Here is an 11,536-nt window from a genome sequence, read left to right on the forward strand (position 1 = left end):
GAGGGTGTGTTTTTTTTATGGTGGCGGGGGGCGGGCCCCCCCCAAGGCCCCAACTGCCCTAACTGACTGGCATCACGCCGAAGCGGGCTTTTCCAACACTAGATCAAACCGAGAGTTCGACCAGCAGTTTGTTCAAGCGGCGAACATAGGCCGCCGGGTCTTTCAGGCTGTCGCCCGCAGCCAGTGCGGCCTGATCGAAGAGGATGTGCGAGAAGTCGGCGAAACGGTCTTCGCTCTGCTCGTGATCCAGTTTCTCGATCAGCGGGTGGCTCGGGTTGAATTCGAAGATCGGCTTGGAATCCGGCACCTTCTGCCCGCTGGCTTCGAGGATCTGGCGCATTTGCAGGCCCAGGTCCTGTTCACCGATGGCCAGGATCGCCGGCGAGTCGGTCAGGCGGTGCGAGACGCGCACTTCACTGACGCTGTCACCCAGCGCGGCCTTGAGGCGTTCCACCAGGCCTTCCTTGTCCTTGGCGACTTCTTCCTGGGCTTTCTTGTCCTCGTCGGAGTCCAGCTTGCCCAGGTCCAGGTCGCCGCGGGCGACATCGACAAAACCCTTGCCGTCGAAATCGCTCAGGTAGCTCATCAGCCACTCGTCGATACGGTCGGTCAGCAGCAGCACTTCGATGCCTTTCTTGCGGAAGACTTCCAGGTGCGGGCTGTTCTTGACCTGCGCGTAGGATTCGCCGGTGAGGAAGTAGATCTTGTCCTGACCTTCCTTGGCGCGCGCCAGGTAGTCGGCCAGGGACACACTCTGCTCGCCGCTGTCGTCGCCGGTGGAGGCAAAGCGCAGCAGGCCGGCGATCTTCTCCTTGTTGGCGAAGTCTTCCGCCGGGCCCTCCTTCAGCACCTGGCCGAAGTTCTTCCAGAACGACTTGTACTGCTCAGGCTCGTTCTTCGCCAGCTTCTCCAGCATGTCCAGGACACGCTTGGTCAGCGCCGATTTCATCGAGTCGATGATCGGGTCTTTCTGCAGGATTTCACGGGAGACGTTCAGCGACAGGTCGTTGGAATCGACCACGCCCTTGATGAAGCGCAGGTACAGCGGCAGGAAGGATTCCGCCTGGTCCATGATGAACACGCGCTGCACATACAGCTTCAGGCCGCGTGGCGCTTCGCGCTGGTACAGGTCGAACGGCGCGCGGGCCGGGACGTACAGCAGCGAGTTGTACTCCAGCTTGCCTTCGACCTTGTTGTGGCTCCAGGCCAGCGGGTTCTCGAAATCGTGGCCGATGTGCTTGTAGAACTCCTGGTATTCCTCGTCCTTGATCTCGGTACGCGGACGGGTCCACAGGGCGCTGGCGCGGTTGACGGTTTCCCATTCTTCGGCCGGCGCTTCTTCACCCTCGGCAACTTCGACCTGCTTCGGCAGTTCGATTGGCAGGGCGATGTGGTCGGAGTATTTCTTGATGACGTTGCGCAGACGCCAGCCATCGGCGAACTCGGTCTCGTCTTTTTTCAGGTGCAGGACGATGCGGGTACCGCGCTCGGCCTTTTCGACGGTGGCAACTTCGAAATCACCTTCGCCCTTCGACGACCAGTGCACGCCTTCGGCGGCCGGCAGGCCGGCACGGCGGCTGAATACATCAACCTTGTCGGCGACGATGAACGCCGAGTAGAAGCCCACACCGAACTGGCCGATCAGGTGCGAATCTTTCTTCTGGTCGCCGGTGAGGTTTTTCATGAAGTCGGCGGTGCCGGACTTGGCGATGGTGCCCAGGTGCGCGATCACGTCCTCGCGGCTCATGCCGATGCCGTTGTCTTCGAGGGTGACGGTACCGGCATCCTTGTCGAAGCTGACGCGGATTTTCAGGTCCGCGCCGCCTTCCAGTAGCTCAGGCTTGGACAGCGCTTCGAAACGCAGTTTGTCCACGGCGTCGGAGGCGTTGGAAATCAGTTCCCGGAGGAAGATTTCCTTGTTCGAGTACAGCGAGTGGATCATGAGGTGCAGCAGTTGCTTCACCTCGGTCTGGAAGCCCAGGGTTTCTTTTTGTGACTCCACGCTCATGGTCTTCAAAACTCCGATCTGATGGCATTGGTCACGCTGGCTGACGGGCCCGAAGGCACTCGCCCGACCTTGCGTGGCGGGATGAACAGCAGATGGGGGACGTACCCGGCTATTTCAAGGGCGCGGTCAGCTCTTTGATCTTGAAGTGCGCGCGAGCGGTGGCGATCGGCTCGCCTGGATCGGTCTGCCAAGCGGTAATCGCCACGTTGGTGACCCGCCGCCCCTGCCGCCACAACTGGCAGCGCGCGTAGGTGTCGCGGAAATGTCCGGCACGCAGGTAGTCGATGGAGAAGTCGATGATCTTCGGTACGCTCGCGCTCTCGCTGAAGATCAGCAGGTAGAGCGCCGCCGACAACTCCATGAAGCCGGCGATCACGCCGCCGTGGATCGCCGGCAGCAAGGGGTTGCCGATATTGTCCGGATTGGCCGGCAGGCGGAACAGCAGGTCATCGCCGTCGCGGCTGCATTGGATGCCGATCAGCCCGGCATAAGGAATGAATTGCAGCAGTTGCGAGTAGTCGCCCCGGGCATGGGCTTCGCGCAGTTGAGCGCGGATATCGGTCGGGATCATTGCGTGCCCTCCTTCAACTTGCGGGAGAAGCCCAGGCCGCCCTTGATGTCCTTGCCCAGGCGCATATAAGTGCCGACCACCTCGGCGATCGGCTGCGCGGGATCGTCCTGGTAGGCGGTGCCGCGAATGAAGATCACGTCGCGGCTGACCCGATAGCAGTGGGCATGGCCGTACACATCCTGATTGGCAACACCCGGGCTCATGTAGTCGATGCGCAGGTCAAGGGTCGGGCACACCTCGAATTCAGGCAGGACGCACAGCGTGGCCATCCCGAGCGCGGTGTCCATCAGCGTGGTGATGGCGCCGCCATGGATCGACCCGGTCTGCGGGTTGCCAACAATAGAGGGCGAATAAGGCAGCAGCAGCGTGATGCCTGTGTCGTCCGCGGCTTGAACTTGCATGTTCAGTACCTGGCAGTGGCGCAAGGCGGAAAGGAAGCGCCTGGCACGCCCCATCAACGGCGTTTCATTCATTTCTGGTTATTCCTCGACCCTTGTGCGGACCTGCATAAGACCAGCAAAAAGTCTATATGGATCCGTAACTTATATATGTGTATGGTGCGCGGAACTTAAACCGGCAGAGACAACTCGAATGGTTTAAGTAAAGTTATTCCACAAGGAGAAACACCCCATGCGTAAACCTTTTGCTTATGCCGTTATGCTCGCCGCTGCTCTGGGCCTCGCCGCTTGCGATAAAGCCAGCGAGAACAAGGCTCAAGACGCCCAACAACATGCCGAGCAAGCCCAGCAGAAGATGGACGAAGCTCAGGATAAAGTGAACGAGGCTGCCAAAGAAAACGCCGAAGCCGCCAAAGACAGTGCCGAAGCGCAACAGAAAGCGGCTGAAGAAGCCGCTCCAGCCGCTCCGGCTCCAGCACCAGAAGCCGCGCCTGCTGCACCAGCTGCTCCTGCAGAACCTGCCAAGTAAGCGTTCTTGCTGGAATAAAAAAACCCGACTCAGGTCGGGTTTTTTTATTCATATCAAAAGCTGTCTGAACGTTGGGCTCAACATCAACAAGAGTGAACAAATCAGACCGACACTCCAAACGAGTGTGCGCTGCCAGGCAAAGTCATACCAGTACAGCGGCAGATAAATAATCCGCGCCAGAACAAAAATGATCGCCAGTGCATCGATCAGAAAACCTTGTGTCTGCGTGGTATGCGCCATCAGCACACCCACCGAAAACAGCATGAACGCCTCGAAACTGTTCTGGTGCGACGCTACCGCCCGGGCACCGAGACCAGTCAAGCGTGCCTGCTGCTCCCGCGGCAGATGGTTGTCATAACCGCCCTGCTCTTTCATGGCCCGGCTCACCGGGATTCGCGCGACAAAAATCAGCACGGCACTGATCAATACACACCAGAACGGAATACTCACGGAAGTGCCTCCTTGCCCGGTTCGGACGATGATACGTCTGTAGGGGTATAGACCATCACGTCGAGCACGTCGGAATGAAACTCCCGGCGGTAGAGCACCAGCACCACACCCGCGCTCATCACCATGAACATCCACGGGCTGATGAACCAGCTGAGCATGGTCATTCCGAAGTAGTAGGAACGCAGGCCGAAGTTGAACTGGTTTGCCGCCATCGAAATGACCCGGGCGCCCCGCGAAGCAAAGGCCTTGCGCTCCATCTCGCTGACCTGGCGCTCACCGATCATGGGCGCCGAGCCCACCAGCACTGCCGCGAAGTTGTACTGGCGCATACACCAACTGAAGGTGAAGAAGGCGTAGACGAAGACCATGGCCAGGCACAGCAGCTTGATCTCGGACATGCTCTGAGACGCCTGCTGCACCAATGGCAGGTCGGCCAGCAACGACAGCGCCCGATCCGAAGAGCCGAGCACGGTGAGAATACCGGCGAGAATGATCAGGGTGCTGGAGGCGAAGAACGAGGCGTTGCGCTCAAGGTTGCCGATCACGCTGGCGTCGGCGATCCGGTTGTCGCGCAGCAGCATGCGGCGCATCCAGTCTTCACGGTACAGGTGCATCACACTGGCCAGGCACGCGGTGTCGCGGCCCTTCCAGGTGGCGTAACGGGTGTAACCGCCCCAGCAGGCGATGAACCAGACGGCAGCCAGAAGATTGATCAGATTGCTTTGAATGAAGCTCATGGACATTCCCGGAAGAAGTTGGCCTGCACAGTAAAGTGCAGCGACCGGGTTTCGACGCCAACGAACAGAAAAAGACACTAAAAAGGCAGCTTCGAGCTTATAGCTGCAAGCGACAAGAAGAGGCTTGCCCTCCAGAAAGCAAAGCCCCGCCTCCTGGGTAGGAGACGGGGCTCTTGGAAGCGCCCGGGCCGGGTATCAGTGGCTTGTGGCCTTACCCTGCCCTTGGGCGATCCAGTCAGGCAATCACTTCACGCGGCTTGCCGAGCATACGGTCGCAGACCACGGCGACGAACAGGGTCGCTACGCATGGAACCAGCCAGGCCAGTCCCTTATCACTCAGCGGCAGGTGAGCGAACGACGCCGGCATCCAGGCATCCAGCTTCGCGCCCTTGAGGGCATCGATCACGCCGAACAGCAGCGAGACCGCCATCACAGGCGCCATGATGCGGGTTTGCGAATGCCACATACCTTTGCAGAAGCTCAGGCCTACCAGCACGATGCACGGCGGATAGATCGCGGTGAGTACCGGCACGGAGAACATGATCAGCTTGGTCAGGCCGAGGTTCGAGACCAACAGCGAGAACGCCGCCAGCAGGACCACCAGCGCACGATAGGACAGCGGCAGGATACGGCTGAAGTACTCGGCGCAGGCGCAGGTCAGGCCAACCGCAGTTACCAGGCACGCCAGCGCGATCAGCACGGCGAGGAAGCCACTGCCCAGCGAGCCGAAGGTGTGCTGCACATACGCGTGCAGGACCACCGCGCCATTGCCGGCGTTGGCCGCGATGTCATGGCTGCCGGCACCCAGGCGGAACAGGCTGACGTACACCAGGGTCAGGCCAAGGCCGGCGATCAGGCCGGCGATGATCGCGTAACGGGTGATCAGTCGCGGCGACTCAACCCCACGGGAACGGATCGCGTTGACGATAACGATGCCGAACACCAGTGCACCCAAGGTATCCATCGTCAGGTAACCCTGAATGAACCCCTGCGAGAACGGCGCCGCGACGTAGGCCGGCTGAGCTTCACCGATGGTGCCGGCGGGCAGCGCGAACGCCGCGATGCCAAGCACCGCCAGGGCGATGATCTTCAGCGGCGCGAGGAAGCGACCGACGGTATCCAGCAGCTTGCCCGGATACATCGACACCGCCAGCACGACGGTGAAATACACCAGGCTGTAGATGAACAGTGCAATCGGGCTCTCACCGGTCAACGGCGCCACGCCCACTTCGAAGGACACAGTAGCGGTACGCGGAGTGGCGAACAGCGGGCCGACAGCCAGGTACGCAGCGGCCGCCAACAGGCCACCGGCCACCTTACCGATCGGACTGCTCAGCGCGTCCATGCCGCCACCGACCTTGGCCAGCGCGACAACGGTCACGACCGGTAGGCCTACCGCAGTGACCAGGAAGCCCAATGCTGCCATCCACACGTTCGGACCGGACTGCAAGCCAACGATTGGCGGGAAAATAATATTGCCGGCCCCGACGAACAACGCGAACGTCATGAAGCCAAGCGCCAGGATGTCCTGGCCTTTCAACACTTTCATTTAAGGAAATACCACACTACTGAAATCGGAATTTAGAGAGGGATTTCCCCTTGGATTAGGGAAATGTTTTATCCACCCGGATGAGGCGGACCTTTAACGCGTGGCGCTCCCTTTTGGGGAGCGGGCACAAAAAGAGTGCGCATGTTAACGAATTTGCCGGGCCGGCGCACGACCGCAAGGCGGCTTGTCCGATAAGCGAATCTCTATGTCGCAAACGGTTGCGCTGAATCAAAATTTACCCCAACGAAAAAGGCCACCCGAAGGTGGCCTTTCTCTACTGCATCAGCGAAGAAGGATTACTTCTTGGCTTCCCAACCGGTCAGCTCGGCCAGGGCCTTGCCGATGTCGGCCAGCGAACGCACGGTTTTGACGCCCGCGTCCTGCAGGGCAGCGAACTTCTCGTCCGCAGTGCCTTTGCCGCCAGAGATGATGGCGCCAGCATGGCCCATGCGCTTGCCCGCTGGGGCAGTCACACCGGCGATGTAGGAAACCACTGGCTTGGTCACGTGTGCCTTGATGTAGGCAGCCGCTTCTTCTTCGGCCGAACCACCGATTTCGCCGATCATGACGATGGCTTCGGTTTTCGGGTCTTCCTGGAACAGCTTCAGGATGTCGATGAAGTTCGAGCCTGGGATCGGGTCACCACCGATACCAACGCAGGTGGACTGACCGAAACCGGCGTCAGTGGTCTGCTTGACCGCTTCATAGGTCAGGGTGCCGGAACGGGAAACGATACCGACCTTGCCTGGCAAGTGGATGTGACCTGGCATGATGCCGATCTTGCACTCGCCCGGAGTGATGACGCCTGGGCAGTTAGGGCCGATCAGGGTAACACCCAGCTCGTCGCACTTGACCTTGGCATCCAGCATGTCGAGGGTAGGGATACCCTCGGTGATGCAGACGATCAGCTTGATGCCGCCGAAGGCCGCTTCCAGGATCGAGTCTTTGCAGAAAGGAGCCGGAACGTAGATGACCGAAGCGTCAGCGCCGGTAGCTTCCACAGCTTCCTTGACGGTGTTGAACACCGGCAGGCCCAGGTGGGTGGTGCCACCCTTGCCTGGAGTAACGCCGCCGACCATCTTGGTGCCGTAGGCGATGGCTTGTTCGGAGTGGAAGGTACCTTGCGAGCCGGTGAAGCCCTGGCAGATAACTTTGGTGTCTTTATTGATCAGGACGCTCATTACTTGCCCTCCGCAGCTTTGACAACTTGTTGAGCAGCGTCGGTCAGGCTGGTGGCCGCAATGATGTTCAAACCGCTTTCTGCCAGTACTTTAGCGCCCAGTTCAGCGTTGTTGCCTTCCAGACGAACAACAACCGGTACCTTGACGCCAACTTCTTTCACTGCACCGATGATGCCTTCGGCAATCATGTCGCAACGAACGATGCCGCCGAAGATGTTGACCAGAACGGCCGCGACATTGCTGTCGGACAGAATGATCTTGAACGCTTCGGTAACGCGTTCTTTGGTAGCACCGCCGCCCACGTCGAGGAAGTTGGCTGGCTTGCCGCCGTGCAGGTTGACGATGTCCATGGTACCCATGGCCAGGCCAGCACCGTTGACCATGCAACCGATGTTGCCTTCCAGCGCCACGTAGTTCAGCTCGAAGCTGGCAGCGTGGGCTTCACGAGGATCGTCCTGGGACGGGTCGTGGAAGGTTTTCAGCTTAGGCTGACGGTACATGGCGTTGGCGTCGATGTTGATCTTGGCGTCCAGGCAATGCAGATCGCCGTCAGCCTTGATCACCAGCGGGTTGACTTCCAGCAGGGCCAGGTCGTGTTCTTTGAACAGCTTGGCCAGGCCTACGAAAATCTTGGCGAACTGAGCAACTTGCTTGCCTTCCAGACCCAGCTGGAAAGCCAGTTCACGACCCTGGAACGGCTGAGCGCCGACCAGTGGATCGATAGTAGCCTTGATGATCTTCTCGGGAGTGTCGTGAGCGACTTTCTCGATGTCCACGCCACCTTCGGTGGAAGCCATGAACACGATGCGGCGGCTCGAACGATCGACTACAGCGCCCAGATACAGCTCTTTGGCGATGTCAGTGCAGGACTCGACCAGGATCTTGGTCACTGGCTGACCGTTGGCGTCGGTCTGGTAAGTCACCAGACGCTTGCCCAACCATTGCGCAGCGAACGCCTTGGCGTCTTCCTTGCTGCGAACCAGCTTGACGCCACCCGCTTTACCGCGACCACCGGCGTGAACCTGGGCTTTGACAACCCACTCGGTGCCACCGATTTTTTCGCAGGCTTCTGCTGCTGCTTCAGGGGTGTCGACTGCGAAACCCTTGGAAACTGGCAGGCCGTATTCAGCGAACAGCTGCTTACCCTGATACTCGTGAAGATTCATGCTTTTTACCGTCTTCGTTAGGTACTGCGCTTCGGCGCTGCGCTCCACTGGAGTGCCGCGCCACCTGTGACCGCTTACTCCCGGTATGCTCCGGGAGTTCGAGTCCGGCGGACTTTCCGCGGTGAGTCATGCACGCAAGACTCACGACGGGCCGCCCGCCGTGGTTTTCTTATAGTTAACGCTTCTTACGGTTGGCTACGTGGATGGCACCGCCATTCACAGCCAGCGCGGCTTCATGCAGCGCTTCGGACAGGGTCGGATGGGAGAAGACCATCATGCCCAGGTCTTCGGCACTGGTGCCGAATTCCATTGCGATTGCACCCTGCTGAACCAGTTCGGCAGCGCTTGGGCCAATCACGTGTACACCCAGGACGCGGTCGGTCTTGGCATCGGCGATGACCTTGACGAAACCACCGGTGTCGTTTGCGGCCATTGCACGGCCACTGGCCGCGAACGGGAAGGTGCCCACGTTAACCTCAACGCCTTCAGCCTTCAAGGTTTGCTCGGTTTTGCCGACCCATGCAATTTCCGGGTGGGTGTAGATAACCGACGGGATCAGGTCGTAGTTCATCTGGGCTTTGTGGCCCTTGATGCGCTCGACGACCATGATGCCCTCTTCCGAGGCCTTGTGTGCCAGCATCATGCCGCGAACCACATCACCGATGGCGAAAACGCCAGGAACGCTGGTAGCGCAGTGGTCGTCGACGAAGACGAAGCCGCGCTCGTCGATGGTCACGCCGCTGTCGGCAGCCAGCAGATCGGTGGTCACCGGACGACGGCCGACCGCAACGATCAGTTTGTCGAAGGTGATTTTCTGTTCGCCGTTGGCGTCGGTGTAGGTCACTTCGACTTCTTCGCCGTTGACCTTGGAACCGGTTACGCGAGCGCCCAGCTTGATGTCCAGACCTTGTTTGGTCAGGGTTTTCAGCGCTTCCTTGGAGACGGCAGCGTCAGCAGCCATCAGGAAGGTGTCCAGGGCTTCCAGGACGGTAACTTCCGCGCCCAGGCGAGCCCAGACCGAACCCAGTTCCAGACCGATCACACCGGCACCGATAACGCCCAGGCGCTTCGGCACGGCCTGGAATTCCAGGGCGCCAGTGGAGTCGACGATAACGTTCTGGTCAACCGGAGCTGGCGGAATGTCGATCGGACGCGAGCCGGACGCCAGGATCACGTTTTCGGCTTCGATGACTTCGGTAGTACCGTCAGCCTTGGTGACTTCGACTTTCTTGCCAGCCAGCAGCTTGCCGTGGCCCTGGATCGAAGTAACGCCGTTGGCTTTGAACAGGGTGGCAACACCACCGGTCAGGTTCTTGACGATACCGGCCTTGCGGCCAACCATCGCGGCGACGTCCATTTTGACTTCACCGGTGGAGATACCGTGGACGTTGAAGCTCTCTTTCGCTTCCTTGTACTTCCAGGAGCTGTCCAGCAGCGCCTTGGATGGAATGCAGCCAACGTTCAGGCAGGTGCCGCCCAGGGCCAGTTTGCCCTCGCCATCGGTGTACTTCTCGATGCAAGCGGTCTTCAGGCCCAGTTGCGCGGCCTTGATAGCGGCCACGTAGCCGCCAGGACCTGCACCAATTACTACTACGTCGAACTTCTGGCTCATAAAAGATTCCTTTATAGCTACAAGCAGCAAGCCACACGCTACAAGGCCAGCGGCTTCTGTTTCGAAGCTCGCCGCCTGTAGCTTGCAACTGTGTGTTTAGATATCCAGCAGCAGACGCGCCGGGTCTTCCAGCAGGTTCTTGATGGTCACCAGGAAAGTCACAGCTTCTTTACCGTCGATCAGGCGGTGATCGTAGGACAGCGCCAGGTACATCATCGGACGGATCACGACCTGGCCATTGATGGCCATAGGACGCTGGATGATGTTGTGCATGCCCAGAATGGCGGCTTGCGGCGGGTTGACGATCGGGGTCGACATCATCGAACCGAAAGTACCGCCGTTGGTGATGGTGAAGGTGCCGCCGGTCATCTCGTCGATGGACAGCTTGCCGTCACGGGCCTTCTTGCCGAAGGTGGCGATGCCGTTCTCGATCTCGGCCAGGCTCATCAGCTCGGCGTTGCGCAGAACCGGTACCACCAGGCCACGGTCGCTGGAGACAGCAACACCGACGTCAGCGTAACCGTGGTAGACAATGTCGCTGCCGTCGATCGACGCGTTGACTGCCGGGAAACGCTTCAGCGCTTCGGTAGCGGCCTTGACGAAGAACGACATGAAGCCCAGGCGTACGCCGTTGTGGGACTTCTCGAACAGGTCCTTGTACTTCGAACGCAGGGCCATGACTTCGGTCATGTCGACTTCGTTGAAGGTGGTCAGCATGGCCATGTTCGACTGTGCTTCAACCAGACGCTCGGCAACCTTGGCGCGCAGGCGGGTCATCGGAACGCGCTTCTCGGTGCGGTCGCCGGTGGCGACAACAGGAGCAGCGGCAGCAGCTGCGGCCGGCTTGGCAGCAGGCGCTGCGGCTGGAGCGGACTTCTTGGCGGCAACAGCAGCCACGACGTCTTCCTTGGTCACGCGACCGCCTTTACCGGTACCAGCAACGCTGGCCAGGTCGATGCCGTTTTCTTCAGCCAGCTTGCGCGCGGCTGGAGCAGCGATCGGGTCGTCTTCGCCAGCGTCGGCAGCAACGGCCTGGGCAGGCGCGGCAGCTTGGGCAGCGGCGGCAGGAGCGGCGGCAGCGCCACCGGCTTCGATCGAACCCAGAACTTCGTCGGACAGAACGGTGTCGCCTTCGTTCTTGACGATTGCGCCCAGGACGCCATCAGCGGTGGCCAGTACTTCCAGGACGACCTTGTCGGTCTCGATGTCGACGATCAGTTCGTCACGCTTGACGGCTTCGCCCGGTTTTTTGTGCCAGGTGGCAACGGTGCCATCGGCAACCGATTCCGGGAAAGTAGGGGCTTTGATCTCGATAGCCATTATCAGTGGTTCCTT

General features: G+C 59.9%; 11 protein-coding genes. 1 reads left to right on the plus strand and 10 read right to left on the minus strand.

Going from position 1 to position 11,536, the window contains the following annotated elements; genetic code table 11:
- Positions 1 to 103 precede the first annotated feature (103 nt).
- The 3 genes from htpG to NTD88_RS11110 all read right to left on the minus strand — a co-directional run bounded on the left by htpG (position 104) and on the right by NTD88_RS11110 (position 3,052).
- Positions 104 to 2,008: a molecular chaperone HtpG gene (gene htpG / locus NTD88_RS11100; RefSeq protein ID WP_095157101.1), complete on the minus strand. Its 1,905-nt coding sequence runs from the start codon at positions 2,006 to 2,008 to the stop codon at positions 104 to 106.
- Positions 2,009 to 2,117: 109 nt separating this feature from the next.
- Positions 2,118 to 2,579 carry a PaaI family thioesterase gene (locus NTD88_RS11105; protein WP_262156067.1) on the minus strand — a complete coding sequence of 154 codons (462 nt, stop codon included), beginning with the start codon at positions 2,577 to 2,579 and terminating at the stop codon, positions 2,118 to 2,120.
- Complete coding sequence (locus NTD88_RS11110) at positions 2,576 to 3,052, minus strand: PaaI family thioesterase (RefSeq protein WP_095157099.1); 477 nt, start codon at positions 3,050 to 3,052, stop codon at positions 2,576 to 2,578. The genes NTD88_RS11105 and NTD88_RS11110 overlap by 4 nt, the downstream gene beginning before the upstream one ends.
- A gap of 157 nt (positions 3,053 to 3,209) precedes the next feature.
- Here NTD88_RS11110 and NTD88_RS11115 point away from each other — a divergent pair, with 157 nt between their 5' ends.
- Complete coding sequence (locus NTD88_RS11115; RefSeq protein WP_095157098.1) at positions 3,210 to 3,506, plus strand: hypothetical protein; 297 nt, start codon at positions 3,210 to 3,212, stop codon at positions 3,504 to 3,506.
- 48 nt (positions 3,507 to 3,554) lie between these two features.
- Here NTD88_RS11115 and NTD88_RS11120 read toward each other — a convergent pair whose 3' ends face one another.
- The 7 genes from NTD88_RS11120 to odhB form a co-directional block, all read right to left on the minus strand.
- Positions 3,555 to 3,956 (minus strand): MAPEG family protein, encoded by a 402-nt coding sequence (locus NTD88_RS11120; RefSeq protein WP_095157097.1) that lies wholly within the window; start codon positions 3,954 to 3,956, stop codon positions 3,555 to 3,557.
- Positions 3,953 to 4,693 (minus strand): DUF599 domain-containing protein, encoded by a 741-nt coding sequence (locus NTD88_RS11125; protein ID WP_095157096.1) that lies wholly within the window; start codon positions 4,691 to 4,693, stop codon positions 3,953 to 3,955. The genes NTD88_RS11120 and NTD88_RS11125 overlap by 4 nt, the downstream gene beginning before the upstream one ends.
- Before the next feature lie 235 nt (positions 4,694 to 4,928).
- Positions 4,929 to 6,242, minus strand: coding sequence for a branched-chain amino acid transport system II carrier protein (brnQ, locus tag NTD88_RS11130; protein ID WP_095157095.1), 1,314 nt, complete (start codon positions 6,240 to 6,242; stop codon positions 4,929 to 4,931).
- Positions 6,243 to 6,538: 296 nt separating this feature from the next.
- A complete protein-coding gene (gene sucD, locus NTD88_RS11135) occupies positions 6,539 to 7,423 on the minus strand; it encodes a succinate--CoA ligase subunit alpha (RefSeq protein WP_003254203.1) in 885 nt (294 codons plus the stop codon).
- Positions 7,423 to 8,589, minus strand: coding sequence for an ADP-forming succinate--CoA ligase subunit beta (gene sucC, locus NTD88_RS11140; RefSeq protein WP_038613110.1), 1,167 nt, complete (start codon positions 8,587 to 8,589; stop codon positions 7,423 to 7,425). The genes sucD and sucC overlap by 1 nt, the downstream gene beginning before the upstream one ends.
- 175 nt (positions 8,590 to 8,764) lie before the next feature.
- Positions 8,765 to 10,201: a dihydrolipoyl dehydrogenase gene (lpdA, locus tag NTD88_RS11145; protein ID WP_095157094.1), complete on the minus strand. Its 1,437-nt coding sequence runs from the start codon at positions 10,199 to 10,201 to the stop codon at positions 8,765 to 8,767.
- A 96-nt stretch (positions 10,202 to 10,297) separates the two neighbouring features.
- Entirely contained in the window at positions 10,298 to 11,521 is a 1,224-nt protein-coding gene (odhB, locus tag NTD88_RS11150; RefSeq protein WP_262156068.1) for a 2-oxoglutarate dehydrogenase complex dihydrolipoyllysine-residue succinyltransferase, read from the minus strand.
- Positions 11,522 to 11,536 lie beyond the last annotated feature (15 nt).

It is taken from the genome of Pseudomonas sp. 20P_3.2_Bac5, assembly GCF_025466035.1.
Taxonomy (GTDB): domain Bacteria; phylum Pseudomonadota; class Gammaproteobacteria; order Pseudomonadales; family Pseudomonadaceae; genus Aquipseudomonas.

Excerpts from the sequence above, each read along its gene's own strand:
- sucC (WP_038613110.1), bottom strand. The coding sequence starts at position 8,589 with ATGAATCTTCACGAGTATCAGGGTAAGCAGCTGTTCGCTGAATACGGC.
- htpG (WP_095157101.1), bottom strand. The coding sequence starts at position 2,008 with ATGAGCGTGGAGTCACAAAAAGAAACCCTGGGCTTCCAGACCGAGGTG.
- lpdA (WP_095157094.1), bottom strand. The coding sequence starts at position 10,201 with ATGAGCCAGAAGTTCGACGTAGTAGTAATTGGTGCAGGTCCTGGCGGC.
- NTD88_RS11125 (WP_095157096.1), bottom strand. The coding sequence starts at position 4,693 with ATGAGCTTCATTCAAAGCAATCTGATCAATCTTCTGGCTGCCGTCTGG.
- odhB (WP_262156068.1), bottom strand. The coding sequence starts at position 11,521 with ATGGCTATCGAGATCAAAGCCCCTACTTTCCCGGAATCGGTTGCCGAT.
- sucD (WP_003254203.1), bottom strand. The coding sequence starts at position 7,423 with ATGAGCGTCCTGATCAATAAAGACACCAAAGTTATCTGCCAGGGCTTC.
- NTD88_RS11115 (WP_095157098.1), top strand. The coding sequence starts at position 3,210 with ATGCGTAAACCTTTTGCTTATGCCGTTATGCTCGCCGCTGCTCTGGGC.
- NTD88_RS11105 (WP_262156067.1), bottom strand. The coding sequence starts at position 2,579 with ATGATCCCGACCGATATCCGCGCTCAACTGCGCGAAGCCCATGCCCGG.
- NTD88_RS11110 (WP_095157099.1), bottom strand. The coding sequence starts at position 3,052 with ATGAATGAAACGCCGTTGATGGGGCGTGCCAGGCGCTTCCTTTCCGCC.
- brnQ (WP_095157095.1), bottom strand. The coding sequence starts at position 6,242 with ATGAAAGTGTTGAAAGGCCAGGACATCCTGGCGCTTGGCTTCATGACG.